This window comes from Treponema primitia ZAS-1, from assembly GCF_000297095.1.
GTDB lineage: Bacteria > Spirochaetota > Spirochaetia > Treponematales > Breznakiellaceae > Termitinema > Termitinema primitia_A.
Genome location: NZ_AEEA01000050.1, coordinates 1 through 21,485, shown reverse-complemented (window position 1 = coordinate 21,485; position 21,485 = coordinate 1). Strand labels below are relative to the sequence as shown.

The 21,485-nt window shown below is 49.3% G+C and carries 12 protein-coding genes; all 12 read left to right on the top strand.

The features are described from left to right. The first annotated feature begins 77 nt into the window (after window positions 1-77). Complete coding sequence (locus TPRIMZ1_RS0108315; protein WP_010257703.1) at window positions 78-293, top strand: hypothetical protein; 216 nt, start codon at window positions 78-80, stop codon at window positions 291-293. Continuing rightward, window positions 286-543, top strand: a complete 258-nt coding sequence (locus TPRIMZ1_RS0108310; protein ID WP_010257700.1) for a hypothetical protein — start codon at window positions 286-288, stop codon at window positions 541-543. The genes TPRIMZ1_RS0108315 and TPRIMZ1_RS0108310 overlap by 8 nt, the downstream gene beginning before the upstream one ends. Window positions 544-546: 3 nt before the next feature. Continuing rightward, window positions 547-3,696: a hybrid sensor histidine kinase/response regulator gene (locus tag TPRIMZ1_RS0108305; protein ID WP_010257697.1), complete on the top strand. Its 3,150-nt coding sequence runs from the start codon at window positions 547-549 to the stop codon at window positions 3,694-3,696. A gap of 15 nt (window positions 3,697-3,711) precedes the next feature. After that, window positions 3,712-4,866, top strand: a complete 1,155-nt coding sequence (locus TPRIMZ1_RS0108300) for a BMP family ABC transporter substrate-binding protein (protein WP_010257695.1) — start codon at window positions 3,712-3,714, stop codon at window positions 4,864-4,866. 1 nt (window position 4,867) lies between these two features. Continuing rightward, window positions 4,868-6,013 (top strand): BMP family ABC transporter substrate-binding protein, encoded by a 1,146-nt coding sequence (locus TPRIMZ1_RS0108295; RefSeq protein WP_010257693.1) that lies wholly within the window; start codon window positions 4,868-4,870, stop codon window positions 6,011-6,013. Then, on the top strand, window positions 6,010-9,222 hold the full coding sequence (locus TPRIMZ1_RS0108290) for an ATP-binding protein (protein ID WP_010257691.1): 3,213 nt from the start codon (window positions 6,010-6,012) through the stop codon (window positions 9,220-9,222). The genes TPRIMZ1_RS0108295 and TPRIMZ1_RS0108290 overlap by 4 nt, the downstream gene beginning before the upstream one ends. Beyond that, window positions 9,219-12,005 (top strand): hybrid sensor histidine kinase/response regulator, encoded by a 2,787-nt coding sequence (locus tag TPRIMZ1_RS0108285; protein ID WP_010257689.1) that lies wholly within the window; start codon window positions 9,219-9,221, stop codon window positions 12,003-12,005. Before TPRIMZ1_RS0108290 ends, TPRIMZ1_RS0108285 begins: the two co-directional genes overlap by 4 nt. 21 nt (window positions 12,006-12,026) lie before the next feature. Further along, entirely contained in the window at window positions 12,027-16,238 is a 4,212-nt protein-coding gene (locus TPRIMZ1_RS0108280) for a hybrid sensor histidine kinase/response regulator (protein ID WP_010257686.1), read from the top strand. After that, on the top strand, window positions 16,235-17,254 hold the full coding sequence (locus tag TPRIMZ1_RS0108275; RefSeq protein ID WP_010257684.1) for a diacylglycerol/lipid kinase family protein: 1,020 nt from the start codon (window positions 16,235-16,237) through the stop codon (window positions 17,252-17,254). The genes TPRIMZ1_RS0108280 and TPRIMZ1_RS0108275 overlap by 4 nt, the downstream gene beginning before the upstream one ends. Then, window positions 17,247-17,468 (top strand): hypothetical protein, encoded by a 222-nt coding sequence (locus TPRIMZ1_RS0108270; RefSeq protein WP_010257682.1) that lies wholly within the window; start codon window positions 17,247-17,249, stop codon window positions 17,466-17,468. The genes TPRIMZ1_RS0108275 and TPRIMZ1_RS0108270 overlap by 8 nt, the downstream gene beginning before the upstream one ends. A 2-nt stretch (window positions 17,469-17,470) precedes the next feature. Then, window positions 17,471-18,484, top strand: a complete 1,014-nt coding sequence (locus TPRIMZ1_RS0108265) for a diacylglycerol/lipid kinase family protein (RefSeq protein ID WP_010257679.1) — start codon at window positions 17,471-17,473, stop codon at window positions 18,482-18,484. Then, on the top strand, window positions 18,477-21,485 hold a 3,009-nt coding region (locus TPRIMZ1_RS18695; protein ID WP_010257675.1), incomplete at its 3' end, for an ATP-binding protein. The genes TPRIMZ1_RS0108265 and TPRIMZ1_RS18695, both read left to right, overlap by 8 nt.

The window sequence follows — 21,485 nt, the reverse complement described above, 5'->3', positions numbered from 1 at the left end:
AAAGCGGTGAGCCCGAACGTAGAGACGGTGGAAACTATTTAATACTAAAAGTAGCAATTTTTAAAGGAGCTTTATAAATGGGAGTAAAACTAACGAGCATTTATACTGCTATCAAACAAGACGGCGGTATGAGAGCCCAAATGAGGCTTGCCATGACGATGGGCCTGCCAAGCCAAATGGCGGCGAATGTTCCGGATACTCAGGAGATGCTGGAGAAGTTCAGACGGGCTTACCGGGATATTACCGCCAAGGAATGTCCGGTCTCAATTCAGGAAAGAGGAACCAATGGCTGATTTTGTAAAAAGGAAACTGCAATTTGAACCCCGCTTTGATCGAAAAACCTACCGCCATACCATCAACGGAATTACCGCAGTACTCCATTGCCATCATTTTGCCACCCTTACTGCCCCGGGAAATTGCAGAACAGGTATCCTTTGGGAACCATATTTCTCCACCCGGGGCCGGATAAACGCGGAGATCCGAATAAAGGGCAATGAATGTGGTTACCCCTACGGCGAATTTATCGTCACCAGGAGAAAATAATAGATGAACACGGCGTTTGTTATAAGAAAAAATTATCAGCAACTTCTGGTGGTCGTTTTTATTTTCCTCTTCATGATTGCGGGCAGTTTAATCTCCACCGGTATTATTATGCGAAGACAGCTTATCGCAAGCGCCAACGAGTTCATCCATACTGCGGATGCAAATTTGAAAACAACCCTGCGGGAACCGGAATCCACCTTAATAAGTTCAGCCTTTAATATTCAGGATATGATAATGGATAAGAATCATTCCCAGGAAGATATACTCCGGTATTTGATAACCCTTACGGACTGGCTCACCGCAAATGAGGACCGGCTTTCGGGGTTTAACGGAATGTACGGTTTCATCCGGGAAGAGTTTCTTGACGGCACAAGATGGGAACCTCCGGAAGATTATGTGCCCCAGGAACGACCCTGGTATATAGACGCCAAGGAATCGCCGGGGCAGATTATTATGACAAGTCCCTATGTGGATGCCCAGACCAATTCAATTGTGGTAAGCTTTGCCCAGGAACTGTTTGATGATTCAGGGAGATCTCTTGGGGTTCTCGCCATGGATGTACAGCTTACCCGGCTTGAAAGCTATGTGCGCTCCCTCAAACTAAGTGAAGAAGGCTACGGTATACTGCTTAATGAAAACCTGGAAATCATGGTCCACCCCGATGGAGCATACATCAACAAACCCTTGGGGGATTTATTCTCCGATACCGGGAATCCCAATATCAAAAGGAATCAAACCAATAAAAAAACTTCCGTTCTGACGGAAACCCTGGCGAAAAAAAAAGAAATAAATGCCCTGCAGATATGGGATAAAAACAGCAGCAGGGTTATTGTTTTTTTCCGGCAGGCATATAACGGCTGGTACCTGGGGCTCGTGGTTCCGGAGGCTAACTTTTACCATGACATATACCGCATATCTTTTGCCATCTTCCTGGTAGGAACAGTTTTGATGTTCATCCTCTGTTATATGCTGATCCGTTTAAGCGCTGCGAAGCTCCGTTCCGATGAGGAGAACAAAAGCAAGTCCTCCTTCCTGGCCCGGATGAGCCATGAGATCCGTACCCCCATGAACGCGGTTATCGGCATGAGCGAACTGGCCCTGCGGGCGGAAACCCTTCCCAGGATGAACGAATATGTAACGGGGATCAAACAAGCAGGGCTCAACCTGCTTTCCCTGATCAACGATATACTTGACCTTTCTAAAATTGAGGCGGGGAGCCTGCAAATAAACTCCGCTCCCTATCTCCTGGCCTCCCTCATTAATGATGTGCTCAATGTAATTCGTATCAGAATTAACGAAAAACCCATCCTGTTTACAGCCAATGTGGACGCCAAGATACCCAATAACCTTGTGGGCGACGAAGCGCGGATCCGGCAGATCCTGCTCAACCTCCTGTCCAATGCGGCCAAGTATACCCGGAAAGGGTATATCATGCTGACCATAGGGATGGAAAAGCAAGCTCCCCTGGGGGATGGAGAAAAGCAGCTTATACTCACCATAGAAATAGCCGACAGCGGCATCGGCATAAAGAAAGAGGACCTTTCGGGACTTTTCGGTAACTTCGTCAGGTTTGACGCGGAAAAAAACAAAAACATTGAAGGTACCGGACTTGGGCTTGCAATTACCCGGAACCTCTGCCTTGCCATGGGTGGAGATATAACAGCGCAAAGCGAATACGGAAAGGGGTCGGTCTTTACCGCCCGGATTCCCCAGGGGTACACGGATGATACAAAACTTGCGGAGCTTGAAAACCCGGAAGAAAAGAGAATTCTTTTTTATGATGACCGTGCCTTCTACGCAGAATCCCTCTTTCTTACCCTGGAGAACCTCGGCCTCACCGTAACGGTTACCATCACTGCCGATGATTTCCTGGAAAAACTCAAAACCGGAGAGTTCCCCTTTGCCTTTGTCTCCGAGAGCGTTGTGGAAAATGCAAGAAAAGTAATACAGGAGGGAGACCTCAAGACCGTACTAACACTGCTGGCGAATTTAGGAGAAATAAGCTCTTTTCAGGATATTCCCATCATCATTATGCCCGCATGGTCAGTCCCCATTGCCAATGTACTCAACGGCATCAAACAGTCCGATTACCGGGAAAACGCGGAAGTCCGGTTTATTGCCCCCGAAGCCCGGGTCCTTATTGTGGATGATATCGAAACGAACCTCAAGGTCGCCGAGGGGCTCCTTGCCCTGTATCAAACGGGGATTCATACCTGTACCGGGGGAGAACAGGCCATAGCCCTGGTTAAGGAACACTCCTACGACATCGTCTTTATGGATCACATGATGCCTGGCATGGACGGCATTGAAGCCACAGAGGTGATCCGTGCCCTGAGCTCTCTCCGGGGTGATTACTTCCGGAAGCTCCCCATTATCGCCTTGACCGCCAATGCAGTTGCGGGGATGAAGGAAATGTTTTTGTCTAAGGGATTCACCGACTACCTCGCCAAGCCCATAGAGATGTCCAAACTTGAGGAGATCATGGCAAAGTGGATTCCCCGGGAGAAGAAACAATTGAATGAAGCGGCAAAAACCAATGCCGAAATAACATCCCTGTCCGCCGATTACTCGCCCCTCACTGCCATAGGAGTGGATCTTACCAAAGGTATAGCCATGACCGGCGGTACAGAAACGGCCTACCGAAAGGTATTAAGCACCTTCCGTAAAGACGTTCTGGAACGGCTGCCCTTATTGGAACATGTTCCCAATGAACAGGAACTTTCCCTGTTTACCACCAGCGTACATGCACTCAAGAGCGCTGCAGGAACCATCGGAGCTGCGGCTGTATCAAAGGCCGCGGCGGAACTTGAAGCGGCGGGGAAAGCCGGAGACCTTTTTTTTATTACAGAACAACTCCCTCAGTTTTACCGGGACCTCCAAAACCTGGTGGAACAAATAGGTCTGGCGCTGGATACCCGTGCCACTGCTGAAGCTGATTCCGGCGAGACTTTTACCCAATACCTCCCCCTGCTTACGGAACTTGCGGAAGCATTGAAACAGGAAAATATTGGGACCATCCACCGCATCCTTGCAGAGCTTGAGGAAAAGCCCTTTGACACAAAAACGAAAGAAACCATTAGCAGCATTTCTAACGCTGTTTTAATGAGTGACTTTGAAGATGCAATAAAGGAAATTGAAACCTTACATAGATAATAATGGAGAAATAGTATGACCAGAAATTGGGTAAAGACCGTATTGTTGATTATCATTTTGGGAAGCTCCCTGTTACTTGAGGCCTGCGGAAACAGAAAAAATGCCGCCGCCTGGCGGCCCGGCAAAGCCCTGGCTAAAGAAAAGATAAAAGTCGGGGTGATCTACATGACGGATCCCCTGACGGAAACTTCCGGGTATTCATACGCCCATGAAATGGGCATACGGGAAATGCGGGGACGCCTTGGTTTAAAAAATGAGCAGATAATCACCAAAATCCATGTGCAGGACACCGATGCCGAGGGAATAGAAAGCGCCATGAGGGATTGTATCGCCATGGAGGCGAATATCATCATTGCCACCAGCTGGGGCTATATGGATGCCTGTGAAAAACTTGCTATAGAATTTCCTCATGTGGTATTTGCTCATGCCTCGGGTTATAAATACAATAGTACTAATTTTACCAATTACTTCGGCCGTATCTATCAGGCCCGCTACCTTTCGGGTATCGCCGCAGGCCTTAAAACAAAAACGGACAAGGTAGGCTACGTGGCCGCCATGGGCAAGGATAATAGCGAAGTAACCGGAGGGATTAACGCCTTTGCCCTGGGGGTTGAGAGCGTGAACAGCAAAGCAAAAATCCATGTACAGATAACCTATAGCTGGTTTGATCCCATGGAGGAGGCAAACGCAGCCCGCCGCCTCATTGCCGCCGGCTGCGATGTAATTACCCAGCACTGCGATACACCCCTCCCCATGATTGAAGCGGAAAAGGCCGGCGTCTGGGGCCTGGGGTACAACAGCGATATGTCAAAAGAAGCGCCCCTTGCGGTTATCAGCTCGGTACTCTGGAATTGGGGCGCCTATTATACCTTCCTGGTACAAAGCGTCATGGACGGTACCTTTACTGCCGAACCCTACTTCGGTGGCATCAGCGAGGGGCTTGTTGATATTACACCGCCTAATATGCTCGTCGCTGTGCCCGGTACCGCAGAAGCAATTGAGGAAGCTAGAAACCGTATGATAAAAAAAAGCTTTAATGTCTTTGACGGAATCCTTGAAACTAACGACGGTGGAACCATAGGCGAGGCAGGACTTACCCTTGCGGACAGTGAAATTACCGGGAACATGAACTGGTACTACCGCAATATTGTAGAAAGTCAGGGGTTTTAATATGGGAAACAAAACAGCTTCAAAGAACCGCTTTTTTCTTCTTTTACCGGTACTCCTATTCCTGCTTTCGTCCTGCCATAGCAAGCAGCAGTATTTATGGAAACCCGGCGAAGATATGCCAAAAGAACAAATCAAGGTAGGGATTATCCATCCAAATGAAATCACTGAAATTTCCGGGTACGACTATGCCCATTATGTGGGAACAATCCACATGCAGCAGGAACTGGGCCTTCGAGATACACAGATACTGCGGAAGACCAATGTGTTTGAAGACGACAGCAGCGCGGTAGAGAATGCTATGCGGGACTGTATCACCGAAGGGGCCAATATAATCATAGCCGCGAGCTGGGGCTACATGAATTCCTGCGAAAAACTTGCGGCGGAATTCCCCGGCGTTATTTTTGCCCATGGTACGGGCTATAAATTCAATAGTACAAACTTTACCAATTATTCGGGGCGGCTCTATCAGGCCCGGTATCTTTCCGGCATTGTTGCGGGAATGAAAACAAAAACAAATAAGATAGGTTTCGTGGCGGCCATGGGCAAGGAAAACAGCGAGGTAAGTTCGGGCATTAACGCCTTTGCCCTGGGAGTGGAAAAGGTAAACCCTGCCGCGCGTATCTATGTAAAGGTAACCTACAGTTGGTTTGATCCCCTGGGTGAAGCCGAAGCCGCCCAAGCTCTTATCGCCTCCGGCTGTGATGTTATCACCGAACACTGCAATACGCCGACTCCGCAGATCACCGCCGAAAAAGCCGGTGTATGGGGCATAGGGTTTAACAGTGACATGAGGAAAGACGCGCCCAACGCGGTCCTTTGCTCGGTCGTTCTGAATTGGGGCGTGTACTATACCCATCTCGTTAGGAGCGTGATAGACGGCAGCTTTACTTCCGTACCCTATTTCGGCGGCATAGCTGATGGTATGGTAGATATAACTCCGCTTGCGGAATTCGCGGAGAGCGGTACGGCCGAAGCAATTGCGAAAGAGCGGCGGCGCATGGTGTATGAGGGCTTCAATGTCTTTGATGGAGCGATCAAAACCAATGAGGGCGGGATCATCGGCAAAGAAGGGACAACCCTGGACGATAGCGAGATAATCAGCGGAATTAACTGGTATTACCGTACGGTGGAAGAAATACAGAAATGAAAAGCAAAACAGGAAGAGTTATCAGAAAAAATTATCCGCTGTTTGTTTTTGTTTTTATCACTTTTATATTGATGATACTGGTGGGCGGTCTTTTTGTCAGTAATGTTCTGCGTAAGCGCCTGCGGGAAGATGCGGAAACGGTACTGTTTACCGCCGAAGCAAATATAAATGCGGCCTTGAGCGAAGTTGAATCCATACTCCTCAATTCGCAGTACATAATTGTAAACATGATTGAACAGGGATCGTCCCAGGAAGAAATCCTCGCCTACCTGACAGAAACCACCGCCTGGATGCGTCAGCGCGAAGGGGGACTTTTAAAAATTTATGGAATCTACGGGTATATCCGGGGAGAATTGATTGACAGCATGGGCATTAATCCTGATGAGACCTATATACCCCAGCGGCGGCCCTGGTATCAGACGGCGGTACGGAGCGGGACAAAGACCTCTTACACCGCCCCCTACGAGGACTGGGCCAACGGGAACACCATTATTTCGGTAGTAAGAAATATTGACGGCCCTCAGGGAAATATGCATGGGATTCTTTCGGTGGATGTGGATATATCCTGGATTCAGGACTATATAAAGTCCATGCATCTGGCCCCCGGAGGCTACGGCATGATAGTCAGCCAGAATATGATTTTGATAACAAAGCCCCATATCCAAAGTCCTCTCCTGAGGGGATCCGAAGACGAGTACCATGGAATCCAACTGCAGGAATTGGGCTCCGATTATCAGGAAATTTCCCGGATGCTCAGAAGGAAGGAGAACATAAGCGCCCAACGGATCAGGGATACGGACGGCTCCGAGGTAATTGTTTTTTTCAGGAAAATATTCAACGGCTGGCATGTGGGGCTCATTACCCCCTACGTCCGGTTCTACCGTGATCTTTATTACACCATAGCGGTCCTTTCGGCGCTGGGGATCACCCTGGCTTTTTCGTTAAGCTTTATTCTTTTACGGATCACCCGGGCAAAAATACAATCCGATGAAGAAAATAAAAGTAAATCTTCTTTTCTGGCCCGGATGAGCCATGAGATCCGTACCCCCATGAACGCCATCATCGGTATCAGCGAACTTGCTTTACGGGAAGAAAATTCACAAAAAACAACGGACTATTTAGGGGGCATCAGGCAAGCGGGAGAAAACCTCCTTTCCATCATCAATGATATTCTGGATTTTTCAAAAATTGAATCCGGCAAGATAGATATCATTTCCACCGAATATATGTTCGCCTCCCTGATAAACGACTGCATCAGCATTATCCGCACACGGCTTACAGAAAAACCTGTAGTCTTACTGACAAAAATTGACGGATCCCTGCCTGCCTCCTTCAACGGCGATGAATCCAGAATACGCCAGATACTGCTGAACCTGCTGAGCAATGCGGTTAAGTATACCCATAAAGGCTATATTACCCTGACTATTACAAATAGTAATACTACCAGTAATGCCGCCGATGGGGACACCATGCTCCTTAGCTTTGAAATTGCCGATACGGGGATTGGTATAAAAGAAGAGGACATGGGTAAGCTCTTCGGCGATTTTAACCGGTTCGATCAAAGGGCGAATCAGGGTATTGAGGGAACCGGCCTGGGGCTTGCCATAGCCCGGAACCTCTGCCGCCTCTTGGGCGGGGATATTACGGTTACATCGACCTATGGTAAGGGTACGGTATTTACTGCGGTTTTACCCCAAAGGGTGGTGAACAGCGAGCCCTTCGCAGAAGTGAAAGAAGCGAAAACGAAGCATGTACTGGCCTACGAAACCGTTAAAGAATATGCGGAATCTATTGTCTATTCGGTAGAAACTCTGGGCGTACCCTGCACCCTGGCGGAGAGCCGGGAGGAATTATCCGCCTCCCTGGAAAATCAGGTCTATCAATATGCGATGGCAAGGTCACCCTTATTTGGGGAATTACAAAACCTGATACAGGATACGGGTATACCCGTAAAACCTGTTCTGGTATTATTGGCGGATCAGGATGAGGGAGTTTCAAAACCGGACATAAAAACTATTATTATGCCCCTGCATCCCCTCACCATTGCCCGGCTGCTCAACGGCGAAATAGACAGCTCCGGCGGGGTTCAGTATAAAAAAGTAAGCATCAGATTTACCGCCCCAGAAGCACGGATACTGTTGGTAGATGATGTTTCCACCAACCTTATCGTGGCGGAAGGTCTTTTGGCGCCCTACCAGGTAAAGGTTGACTGCTGCAGTTCCGGTGAGGAAGCGCTCAAACTCGTGGGGAAGCATTCCTACGACATTATTTTTATGGATCACATGATGCCGGGGATGGACGGCATTGAAACGACCGCTATCATACGTGCCTGGGAAGCCAAACAGCAAATATTGGAACATACTTCGCATATTCCAATCATCGCCCTGACCGCAAATGCGGTTTCCGGCATGAAAGAGATGTTTTTATCCAAAGGGTTTAACGATTATCTCTCAAAACCCATAGAACTTACAAAGCTGGACGAAATTATGGGGAAATGGATTACCCGTGGAAAAAAATATAAAAATGAATCGACGAAAACCGATGTCGAAAAAACAGATCAGGGTGGTGCAGGAAATCCGCCTGTTATACTCACCGTTGATTATTCACCCCTCACTGCCATAGGGGTGGATCTTACTAAAGGTATCGCCATGACCGGCGGTACAGAAGCGTCCTACCTGAAGGTGTTGACAATATTCCGCAAAGACGCTTTGGAACGGCTGCCCTTACTGGAGCGTATGCCCAATGAACAGGAACTTTCCCTTTTTACTACCAGCGTACACGCCCTCAAGAGCGCCTCTGCCACCATCGGTGCCGAAGCGGTATCAAAAGCTGCTGCGGAACTTGAAGCAGCAGGCAAGGCCGAGAACCTGGCCCTTATCGCAGCGCGGCTTCCTGGTTTTTCCCGGGACCTCCAAAACCTGGCGGAACATATAGAAACGGCGCTGAATACCAACACCTTCGTTGAAACTGATTCAAAAGAGGCCTTTACTCAATACCTCCCCCTGGTTACGGATCTAAGGGCGGCGCTGGAACAGGAAGATATCGGAACTATCCGCCGCATCATTGCGGAGCTGGAAGCGGCGCCGTTTGACAGGAAAACACGGGAAGTGCTGACGGCGGTTTCCGACGCGGTGTTGATGACCGAGTTTGCGGAAGCAATTGGCAAGATGGACACATTATTGAACAAAATGGATCGGGGGCTGGGATGATAACAGGAATAGTAAATATCATTTGGAACATACTTACTTCCGGAAAGGCGCCTAAGGGTGATAAGAAAGAACTGTCCGATTATATCATCAGCTATATTCTTATGAATTTTATTTCCATCTTCGGTTTCATTTTTCTCATTTATTATATAGTTGTTAATAGTAACAAAGGTTCCTATGTGGACGCCGCTATTTGCGTGGTTATGTCGATGATAGCCATCATCGCATTTATTGCCGCCCGCACCAGGGTTATTCGTATTGTTCCCGCCATGATTATCCTGAACGCCTATTGTTTATTTTGTGCCCTCCTCATCTGGAACGGCGATGCACAGGGGATGAATTTTTTATTCGTCTATCTGGTCCCTCCCCTTACCTTAATGCTGGAACGACTGAAGCCGGGTATTATCTATTCCACAATAGTATTGGTTGTCATATCTATTGAAGTGTTTGTACCGGGTATATCCAAGTTTTATTATTCCGCCGATATAGCATCCCGGATAGTTGTTACCTATTTACTAATTTTCGGGACCACCGTTGCGGTAGAAGCCACCAGGGCTGCCAAAGACAAGGCAAATTCTGAATTAACCGCAAAGCTCCGGAAAGAAAGCCAACGGGCCGAAGCCGCTACCACGGCAAAGTCAAATTTCCTTGCCAATACCAGCCATGAGATACGGACCCCCATGAACGCTATTATCGGCATCAGCGAACTTGCCCTCAGGGAAGAAATCTCTCCCCGGGTAACCGAATACATCTCGGATATAAAACAGGCAGGCCACAATCTCCTGGTCATTATTAATGACATATTGGACTTTTCAAAAATTGAATCCGGCAGGCTGGACATTGAGAAGGCGGACTATCTGCTGGGTTCGGTGATAAACGATGTGATCAGTATTATCCGCACCCGGCTGAGCGAAAAACCCATTATCTTTACCGTTGATATTGACAGTAAACTCCCCAACCACCTGATCGGCGATGAAGTCCGCCTTCGTCAGGTGCTGATGAACCTCCTCTCCAATGCGATAAAATACACACGGGAGGGACACATCGTTCTTACCATCTCAGGTACGCCCCGGGAAGACCGGGTTGTCCTGACCATGTTGGTCTCCGACACCGGTATCGGTATTAAACAGGAAGATATGGGCAAACTGTTCGGCCAATTCCAGCAGCTTGATACCCATAAAAACCAGGGCATTGAAGGAACCGGCCTGGGACTCGCCATAAGCCGTAACCTATGCCGTCTTATGGGCGGAGATATCACGGTGAGCAGCGTATACGGAGAGGGCAGCATCTTTACTGCAACCATACTCCAGCAGGTACGGGACAGCGAACCCCTGGCTGCGGTTGAAAACCCGGAAACAAAAACGGCGCTGCTCTATGAGCCCCGGAAGGAGTACGCCGGTTCGATTATTCGCTCGATGGAGAATCTGGGTGTACCGGTAACGGTGGCCGGAGATAAAGAAATTTTTGCCCGGGAACTTAAGGGCTGTTCACCCACAGGGGGGAAAAGCTATGCATTTGCTTTTGTAAGCGCCAATTCGGTAGAAGAGACCCAATCACTAATACAGGACTTATCACTGCCCACAAAGGTAGTTCTCCTGGCGAATCAGGAGGAAATTGCTTCCTTCAGAAACATTCCTACTATCACCATGCCCGCCTATACCCTGTCCATTGCCAATGTGATTAGCGATAAGATAGAACTCAACTATCACAAAAAAACCGATGTACGGTTTACCGCTCCCAGCGCCCGTCTCCTCATCGTTGACGATATTGTTACCAACCTGAATGTAGCCAAGGGCCTCCTGAGTTTATATCAGACCGATATCACCACCGTGACAAGCGGCAAAGAAGCAATAGAGCTGATAAAGAAAAACCGTTACGATATAATATTTATGGATCACATGATGCCCGAAATGGACGGCATAGAAACGACCGCCGCCATACGTGCCTGGGAAGACAGCCGGCAAATATCTCAGGAATATGCGAAGCATATTCCAATCATAGCCCTGACCGCAAATGCGGTGACCGGGATGAAGGAGATGTTTCTGGCAAAGGGCTTTAACGATTATCTTTCTAAGCCAATAGAAATATCCAAACTTGACGGGATGATGGCTGAATGGATTCCCCCTGAAAAGAAAGTAAAGCCGGGATCAGGTACCACCCTGGAAAGGATCGCAGAAACCACGGATATAAAAATTAACGGGGTGGATACCGTCAGGGGCTTTGCCATGACCGGCGGAACCGAAGCCGGATACCGGAAGGTATTAAACGCCTTCCACAAAGATGCCCTTGAGCGGCTTCCCCTGTTTGCCGCACCCCCTGATCCGGAAACCCTTTCCCTGTTTACCACTAACGTACATGCCCTCAAGAGCGCCGCCGCTACCATCGGGGCCGGCGCCGTGTCAAAGGCCGCGGCGGAACTGGAGGCGGCGGGAAAGACGGGGGATCTGGCGCTTGTCACGGAAAAGCTTCCGATTTTCCACCGGGACCTCCAGGACCTGGCGGAGCAGATAGAAGCGGCCTTGAATGAAGGAATGCCGGACGGGGCGGAAGGCGGCACAGGGTCCTCCGGAAACGCCGGATCTGCCGGTTTATGTGTTCCCCTGTTTACGGAACTTGCGAAAGCCCTGGAGCAGGAAGATATCGGGACCGTCCAGCGTATCCTTGGGGAGCTGGAACAAAAATCTTTTGACCCTGGGACAAAGAAAATTATAAGCTGTGTTTCCAATGCGGTATTGATGACCGAATTTGAAGATGCAATCAAGGCTGTTAAAGGGATGCTGCCTTAATAAAAGGAAGGTTATTGAAAGATGAAACGACTAACTGTTTTTTGTAATGGAACTTTTTTCCTTGCCCTGTGGGCCTTTGCGGCGCTGGTTCCCGGGTTCCCCTGTTTCGCGGCGGAGGAAACAGGAGGAAGCGACCGGGAAGCCCGGCTTTTTCTGTCAAACCGGGTTCAGAAAGTTTACCGGAGTACCAACGGCTTCCCCTCGGACGAGGCAAATGCAGTTTTGCAGACCAGTGATGGCTATATGTGGTTTGGCAGTTACCAGGGCCTTATACGGTACGACGGCAGTGCTTTTAAAACCTTTAACGCCATGAGCCAGGACAACTTTCCCGGTTCCAGTGTCCGCTCGCTTTTGGAAGGTCCCGATGGGACCCTTTGGATTGGGACCAACGAAAGCGGCGTGGTAGCCTACAATGGGGAAAGCTTCGAGGTTTTTGACCGCAGCCGGGGTCTTCCTTCCGGCATGATCCGTTCCATCGCCGCGGATCAATCGGGGACCGTCTATTTCGGTTCCGCCGGGGGCATCTTCTCCATCAACAAAGACCGGGAAGTCAGGATTATCCCCCTAGACCTCAACCAGTCGGCCACGGTTGTCTCCCTTTCCCTGGACAATAACGGCAACATTTACGGCGTGCTGAATTCGGGCAAACTGGTTATATATACCACAACACAAAAAACGATCCTTTTTGATCCCGGCATACCCATCAAAGCGGTGCTTGCCCTTGACAGTGAACATATTATTTTGGGTACCCAGGGTTCAACGGTACTGTTCGCATCCTTTGACGGAGAATCTGTCTCCTATACCGAAAAGCAGATAAGTTGTTCCATGGCAAACAGCATATATAAAGACCAGGAGGACCGTATCTGGATTACTGCGGATACGGGTTTGGGTTTTTTTGACGCCACCCTGGATTTTCATCCCCTTGAGGGCCTTGGGGCGGCCGGATTTTTTACCGGCATAACCGAGGATTATGAAAAAAATTATTGGCTTACTTCGTCTAACGGGGGAGGGGTTATACTTCTTGCGGAAAGCCCCTTTACCCGGGAGGACCTCCTTCTGGGGCTTCCGGATATGACGTACAATTCGGTTTTGCGTGCGGAAAACCGCTGGTATCTGGCCGGCGACACAGGCCTTATCATAAGCGACACTGAAGGTGTACTGATAGAAAATGAACTTACCCGGGCGCTGCGGAATATCCGTGTCCGGTCAATTTATCAGGACCGCAGGGGCGATATCCTGATCAGTACCTATGCAAAATACGGGATTATTCACTATAACCCGGGAACCGGTGTGTGGAGTAATTACCTGGCGGCGGAACGGATCAGGCTGGTCTTGGAACTACCCGGCGGAATTTATGCGGTGGGAACCGCCAACGGCCTTTTCTTTTTGAAACAGGGTTCCCTTATAAGCCCCCGGGAAATTTTCGGCGGCCAGGCGACTTTCACCATGCCGGATGTAATGGTACTTTCCCTGTATTATGATGAAAAGGGAGATACGCCAGTTCTGTATGCCGGTACGGACGGTAACGGCATCTACGCCTTCAGCAGCAGGGGCATTGAAAGCATCAATGCGGAAAACGGTCTCTCCGGCGATGTAATACTGCGTATGGCGGGAGATGATGAAGGAGGTATCTGGATAAGCACCGGGAACGGCCTCTGTTATATCAAGGATAAGGCCGTGAAGGTACTTGATGTTTTCCCCGCTTATAGTATTTTTGACATCCTGCCGTATAAAGGGAAACTCTGGCTGACCACAGCCAATACCCTTTACGAAGCCGATGCTGCTTTGCTCCGGGAAAATTCCCCTTCGTTTTTGAAACGGGAATTGGGCATACAAAACGGCCTTTCCGGTTCTCTTAACGCGAATGCATGGAACCATATTGATGATCAGAGTGGATACCTCTACTTTTGCTGTATCAACGGATTCAGCGCCATCTCCCTGGAGCAGGAGATATGGCAGCATCTGCCCAAAGCGGCGATCACTTCCGTCGAAGTCGATAACCGCGTCTATTATGACTTTTCCAAAACTCTGGTTGTTCCCAAAACAACAAGCCGCATTACCTTTAACATCGCGCTCCTTTCCTACGGGCTTCATGAACGAACAAACCTTTCCTACCAGCTTGCAGGTCAGGATAAACAGGAATATATTGCCGATTCCGCAGCAAGCAAGATTTCGTATACCAATCTTGCAGGGGGCAGCTATACCTTTACGGTTCGATCCTCCGGCTCAAAAAACGCCGGGGTTTCCGATAACGCCGTAAGTTTGCAGATAGAAAAAAAACTGGCATACATTGAATATTGGCCGGTACGCATTTTACTGGCCCTTGTTTTTTCTTCCCTCCTGGCCGGAATTGTCCTGCTCATTGTCAGAATCAGCCATACTGCGGAGCGGATCGCCATGGTAAAGGAGCTGGAAGAGGCCAAAGAAAATGCTGAACAGGCCAACAAATACAAAAGCGAATTTCTGGCAAATATGAGCCACGAGATACGAACCCCCATGAACGCCATTGTCGGCATCAGCGAGCTTGTCCTTAGGGAAGAAATAACGCCTCGGGTAAGCGAATATATCACCGATATAAAACAGGCGGGCCATAATCTTCTGCTTATTATCAACGACATACTGGACTTTTCAAAAATTGAATCGGGTAAACTGGATATTATAGAGGTCAATTATTATCTGAGTTCGGTGATAAACGATGTGGTCAGCATAATCCGCACCCGGCTGAATGAAAAACCCATAAGCTTCGCCGTGGATATTGACCCTAAACTCCCCGACAGCCTGACCGGTGACGAAACACGGGTCAGGCAGGTACTGATGAACCTCCTTTCCAATGCGGTCAAATACACCCTGGAGGGAAGCATCGTTCTTGCCATTACCGGCACGCCCCGGGAAGACCGGCTTGTCCTGACCATAAGGGTCACCGACACCGGTATCGGCATTAAACAGGAAGATATGGGTAAACTGTTCGGCCAATTCCAGCAGCTTGATACCCACCGGAACCGGAGTATTGAAGGAACCGGCCTGGGGCTTGCCATAAGTCGCAATCTCTGCCGCCTCATGGGAGGAGATATCACAGTGAGCAGCGTATACGGAGAGGGCAGTGTTTTTACCGCAACCTTATCCCAGATGGTGCGGGACAACGAACCTATGGAAATGGTAAAAAGTGCGGAACCGAAAACAGGGCGTTTTACTGCTCCCGGCGCCCGACTCCTCATCGTTGACGATATTGTCACTAACCTGAACGTAGCTAAGGGTCTCTTAAGTTTATATCAGACCGATGTCACCACGGCCGCAAGCGGCAGGGAAGCCATAGAACTAATAAAGAAAAACCGCTACGACATAGTATTTATGGACCACATGATGCCCGAAATGGACGGCATTGAAACCACCGAGCTCATCCGGTCCCTGGATTCCCCATTGGGGGAGTCCTATTTTCAGACCCTTCCCATCATAGCCCTGACCGCAAACGCGGTAACCGGGATGAAGGAAATGTTTCTGGCAAAGGGCTTTAACGATTACCTTTCCAAGCCCATAGAAATTTCTAAACTGGACCGAATGATGGCTGAATGGATTTCCCCTGAAAAGAAGGTAAAGCCGGATCCGGAAACTGCGGCGCCGAGCATCATTCCGGTAGAAAACACGGATATAAAAATTAACGGAGTGGATACCGCCCGGGGCTTAGCCCTGACCGGCGGCAGCGAAACCTCTTACCGTAAAGTGCTGAGCTCATTCCGCAATGACGCCCTGGAACGGCTGGCCTTAATGGAACGGGTTCCCACGGGGTCTGAACTTTCCCTGTTTACCACCAACGTTCATGCCCTCAAAAGCGCCGCCGGAACCATCGGGGCCGCCGCCGTATCCCAGGAAGCGGAAGAACTGGAGGCTGCGGGAAAGGCGGGGGACCTGGCGCGTATCACAGAGCTGCTATCGGGATTTTACCGGGACCTCCAAAATCTGGCGGATGGTATAGGTCAGGTCCTGGATGACGGCGCCCTGCAGAATCAAGATAGTGGCACTGCGGGAAAGGCCGCCGAATACCTGCCCCTGTTTACAGAACTCGCAGAATCACTAAAACAGGAAGAGATAGGGACCGTGCACCGGCTCCTTGCGGAACTGGAGGCGGCGGCGCTTGACGGAAAAATCCGGGATAGTCTTGCTGCGGTTTCCAACGCGGTTTTAATGAGCGACTTTGAGGATGCAATCAGGGCTGTTCAAAGGATATTATCGGAATGAACAGAGCAGTGAATGATTTTCTGAATATGAGGCATTTGTTCATTATAAACCCGGTTTCTTTTGGACGCCGGACTGATATGGATGCTGTTATGCTCGATATCGAAAACTGTTTTGCCGAGCTGGGTATGTGGGATTACGCTTTCTTTGTCTCGCGTTTCCCGAGAGACGCCATCGGCGAAATCAGAAGATTCGCCGGGGAAGCGGGAGAGAAAAAAACAATCCGTATATATGCCGTTGGCGGAGACGGCATTCTGTTTGACTGCCTGAATGGCGTTATCGGGCTGGAAAATGCGGAACTTGCTGCAATTCCTTACGGAAACAGCAACGATTTTGTCCGCGCCTTTGGCGAAGGGAAGGAAGCCCTGTTCAGGGACATTAAAAAACAGGCAGTGTCGCCGGTCATTCCCACGGATGTGATATTCTGCGGGAACAATTACGCCCTAAATACCTGTACCATCGGCATGGAAGCCTATGCGGTTCACAAGGCTGCGGAATTACATGCCTTGTATACACCATACCTGACAAAATTTTCTCTCCCCATACGCAAAGCTCTATATGATTTCACATTTTTTTGGGCAGGGGTCATCTCGGCGTTTACCCCAAGTATCATCAAGCAAAAATACACGATTACTATTGACGGTGAAGAATTCAGCGGAAATTACACGACAATCAACATTGCAAATGGTCCCTGTTATGGGGGTGACAAAAAAGCCGCCATCGCCGCTATGCCGGATGACGGGTTGCTTGATGTGCTGCTTTTCAACAGTACCAACAGCCTGAATGTCATACGGGTAGGCACCGGTTATCTATACGGAAAATACCGGAAATTTCCTTCATACATCACATACAAAAGGGCGGTCGAAGTTACTGTCCGGTCAGAGGAACCGCTGGTATTGCAATTGGACGGCGAGATATTCCTGGATACGAACATCACGGCCAAAATTATCCCCCAGGCAGTAAAAATCGCTACCCCCGGCGGTTCGGTATACGAGAGGATGGCGGTATTCCATGAATAAAAGAAACGGATCAGCAAAGGCCCTGATGGCGACAACTCCGAACCTTATAGCCCACATATTGAACCCTGAAAAGCAGGCGGAAAAAAAAGAAAGCTCCGAGGCCGGAGCAATTTCCGCCTCCTGTCTCCTCCTGTTTAAAGAACTCGCAGAAGCCTTAAAACAGGAAGCAATCGAAAAGCTGACGGTAATCCGCCAAAATAAAGGAAGGTTATAGCGATGCGTCACCTATTTGTTATCAACCCCCGTTCTTTCCTGGACCAGGGAGATTTTGACGCCGTGCTTCTGGAGATAAAGCGTTGCTTTGCATCCCGAAACAGCGCCAGGGGTATGGATGGCGGCGCCAATGGTATGGGTGGCGGCGGGGATTGTTTTATCCATATCTCCCGGTTTCCCCGGGATGCCGTGGGAATGATCCACCAACAGATGGCAAAAGTCGAAACGTCGGAAACGGTCCGCATCTACGCCCTGGGGGGGGACGGTATTTTATTTGATTGTATAAACGGCGCCGTGGGATTTCCCAACGCCGAACTGGTTTCCGTACCCTATGGAAAAACCAACGACTATATACGCGCCTTTGGGGAGGGAAAACACCACTTGTTCAGAAACATCGACGCCCTGATAGACGAAACTAATATCATCCCTACGGACCTGATTTATTATGGGAATAATTATGCCATTAACGTCAGTACCGTAGGGATGGAATCCACGGCGGTAATCAGAATGAAGGTCCTGGAAAAAAAATACTTCAAATACAGTAATAAATTTCCCTTTATATATACCTTTCTGGTTTTTCTGGCCGGCTTTATTTCCCTCTTTGATCAGAAACTTATCTTTCAGCACTATGACATTACCATAGACGGCGAAGATTACAGCGGAAATTACGCCACCATCAATATCGCTAACGGCCCCTGTTACGGCGGGGATATGTGCCCCGTACCTACCGCCGTGCCCGACGACGGGTACCTGGATGCGCAGCTTTATAAAAGCCAGAGTACCCTTACCCTGCTGCGGAGTATACAGCGCTATTTACACGGGAAAAGGCGCATGGATCACGTTTTGCTTAAACGGGCAAAGAAAGTTTCCATTCGCTCAGGAAAACCCCTGTTGATTCAACTAGACGGTGAAATGCTTGTTGATACAAATATTACCATGGAAGTGGCCCCCCATGCGATTAGAATGGTAACACCCAAGGGGCTTCGCTACGAAAGGAGGGCTCCCTTTGATGCATAACCCCATAGGCGCCGTTAATGATGCGGACAGTCCCTATTATCATCTGGCAAATACCATAGCCATTTTGTGTATCTCAAGTTTCGCGATTTTCAGAATCTATACCGCTGTCTCAGGCGGCAGGCTCAGGGAAGGGATCATCGTGGGGGTAGGCTGCGCGGTTTCAATTGCCGTGATCCTTTTCTTCCGGGCAATACGGCGTTTCATGAATCCGGCGTTCACCGTTCCCCTGTTCATTTACATCGTGTACATTGCCGCTTCCTTCTCCATGAAAAGTTTCGTCTATCTTTTCACTTGCTCCATGGCCATCTGCTGTATAGGCGCCATGTACTTTAATCCCCCAAAATTTCTCCGGTATATCCTCATCTCAAATTTATCAAACCTGGTTTTGATCCTCCTCCGCATTCCCATGATAATGAACCCACTGCGGAACAATGTAACCTTAAGCGAAATGATGGCCAAATGGGTTCAGTTGTCCTTTAGTTCCGTCTGTATTTATTTTATTACCAAATTCGCCGCCGATTATAATAAGGAATCGGTCAAGGATCAGGACGCTTTTCAAACCCTGCTGGAAACCACCCCGGATTATATCGCCCTGGTGGACGAACTCAACCAGGTTACCCATATCAGCAAACCCCTGGCGGCTCTTGCCAACATTGAGGACCGTAAACTGGCAGTGGGGCAGCCCGTGATGGATCTGTTCAAAACCAGGGAATTAAAACTTATAGTCCATGAAATCATCACCTCCCAGGGGTTTTATGAAGGAACCATAAAACTGCCATTCAATGGGGAAGAACAGCACCTCAAGATCATCGCAGACAAACTCCTGGGGGATACCCCGGGGCTGTTCTTCAATGCCAGCGATATTACCCCCCTGGTAAAGGCGAAGCTGGAAGCCGAACGGGCGGCCATGGCAAAGACCGTATTCCTTGCCAATACCAGCCATGAGATACGGACCCCCATGAATGCCATCCTGGGGATGACCGAACTGATCCTGCGGAAGGATATTCCCCAGGATGTATACGAGGATGCCCGGAGTATCAAACAGGCGGGGGCAAACCTGCTTTCCATCATCAACGATATCCTGGACTTCTCTAAAATCGAATCGGGTAAGTTGGACCTTGTGGAGGCCGATTATCAACTCAGTTCGGTGATTAACGATGTGATCAGTATTATCCGTACCAGGTTGAACGAAAAACCAATACTGTTCACCGTGGATATTGACGGTAAACTTCCAAACCGCCTGATAGGCGATGAAGTACGCTTCCGGCAGGTACTGATAAACCTTCTCACCAATGCGGTCAAATATACCCGGGAGGGCCGTATCATCCTTACCATCACCGGCGAAACCCACGAAGACCGGATCGTGCTGACCATTTCGGTGGCCGACACCGGTATTGGTATTAAACAAGAGGACATGGGTAAATTATTCGGTGAATTCCAGCAGCTTGACACCCACAAAAACCAGGGCGTTGAAGGAACGGGTCTCGGGCTTGCCATAAGCCGCAAGCTCTGCCGCCTCATGGGCGGGGATATTACCGTGAACAGCGCATACGGAGCGGGTAGTATCTTTACTGCGTCCATCCCACAGCGTTTCTGGGACCAGGAGTCCCTGGCATCTATTGAAAACTCCGAAACAAAAACGGTATTGCTCTATGAAAGCCGGAAGGAATACGCCGAATCCCTTGTCCGTTCGATGAAAAATCTGGGAGTACCGGTAACGGCCGTGAGAAATGCGGATGGGATCATTCAGGAACTTAGGGCGTGTTCACACCCTGGGGAGAAACAGTATGCCTTTGCCTTTGTATGCGCCCCAGCGGTAGAAGCGGCCCTATCCGTTATACAGGAGTTATCCCTGCCCACAAAGCTGGTACTCCTGGCAAATCAGGAGGAAATTGTCTCCTTCAAAAATATCCCCATTATCACCATGCCCGCCTATACCCTGTCCATCGCCAATGTAATTAACGAAAAGACGGATACCCCGTATCATAAGGAAACCAATTTACGGTTTATCGCCCCGGATGCCCGCCTCCTCATCGTTGATGATATTGTTACCAACCTGAATGTTGCCAAGGGTCTCCTGAGTTTATATCAGACGGATATTACTACCGCCACCGGCGGAAGGGAGGCAGTAGAACTGATAAAAAGAAACCGGTATGACATAGTGTTTATGGATCATATGATGCCGGAAATGGACGGCATTGAAGCCACCGCGGCCATACGCGCCTGGGAAGACGAACAGCCGGAACATACGAAAAATGTTCCAATCATAGCCCTCACCGCAAACGCGGTGACCGGGATGAAGGAAATGTTTTTATCAAAGGGCTTTAACGACTACCTTTCCAAACCCATTGAAATATCCAAACTTGACGGGATGATGGACAAGTGGATACCCCCTGAAAAGCGGGTAAAACCGGCGCCGGGAACCGCCCCGAAAAGGATAACGGAAACCACGGATATACACATTGACGGGGTGGATACCGCCAAGGGCCTGACCATGACCGGCGGCAATGAGGCGGCCTACAGGAAGGTACTGACAACATTCCGTAAGGATGCTTGGGAACGCCTGCCTTTACTGGAACAGGTTCCCAATGCACAGGAGCTTTCCCTTTTTACCACCAACGTGCACGCCCTCAAAAGCGCCGCCGCTACCATAGGCGCCGCCGCCGTTTCAAAAAAAGCGGAAGAACTGGAGGCTGCGGGAAGGGCTGGGGATATCCCTCTTATCGAAAAGGAGCTCCCCCATTTTTACCGGGAGTTAAAAAAACTGGCGGAACAGATAGGGGCGGCATTGAATTCCGGCGCCGCCGCTGACACCGGTTCCGATATTTCCCGATATCTTCCCCTGTTCGCAAAACTACGGGAAGCGCTGAGACAGGAACAGCCGGGACTTATCCACAACATTCTTACGGAACTTGAAAATAAACCTATTAATGCAGAAACAAAGGAATTAATCAGCAGTATTTCTAATTCAGTATTGATGACCGAATTTGAAAATGCGTTA

Excerpts from the sequence above, each read along its gene's own strand:
- TPRIMZ1_RS0108280 (WP_010257686.1), top strand. The coding sequence starts at position 12,027 with ATGAAACGACTAACTGTTTTTTGTAATGGAACTTTTTTCCTTGCCCTG.
- TPRIMZ1_RS0108265 (WP_010257679.1), top strand. The coding sequence starts at position 17,471 with ATGCGTCACCTATTTGTTATCAACCCCCGTTCTTTCCTGGACCAGGGA.
- TPRIMZ1_RS0108285 (WP_010257689.1), top strand. The coding sequence starts at position 9,219 with ATGATAACAGGAATAGTAAATATCATTTGGAACATACTTACTTCCGGA.
- TPRIMZ1_RS0108270 (WP_010257682.1), top strand. The coding sequence starts at position 17,247 with ATGAATAAAAGAAACGGATCAGCAAAGGCCCTGATGGCGACAACTCCG.
- TPRIMZ1_RS0108315 (WP_010257703.1), top strand. The coding sequence starts at position 78 with ATGGGAGTAAAACTAACGAGCATTTATACTGCTATCAAACAAGACGGC.
- TPRIMZ1_RS0108305 (WP_010257697.1), top strand. The coding sequence starts at position 547 with ATGAACACGGCGTTTGTTATAAGAAAAAATTATCAGCAACTTCTGGTG.
- TPRIMZ1_RS0108310 (WP_010257700.1), top strand. The coding sequence starts at position 286 with ATGGCTGATTTTGTAAAAAGGAAACTGCAATTTGAACCCCGCTTTGAT.
- TPRIMZ1_RS0108300 (WP_010257695.1), top strand. The coding sequence starts at position 3,712 with ATGACCAGAAATTGGGTAAAGACCGTATTGTTGATTATCATTTTGGGA.
- TPRIMZ1_RS0108275 (WP_010257684.1), top strand. The coding sequence starts at position 16,235 with ATGAACAGAGCAGTGAATGATTTTCTGAATATGAGGCATTTGTTCATT.
- TPRIMZ1_RS0108295 (WP_010257693.1), top strand. The coding sequence starts at position 4,868 with ATGGGAAACAAAACAGCTTCAAAGAACCGCTTTTTTCTTCTTTTACCG.
- TPRIMZ1_RS0108290 (WP_010257691.1), top strand. The coding sequence starts at position 6,010 with ATGAAAAGCAAAACAGGAAGAGTTATCAGAAAAAATTATCCGCTGTTT.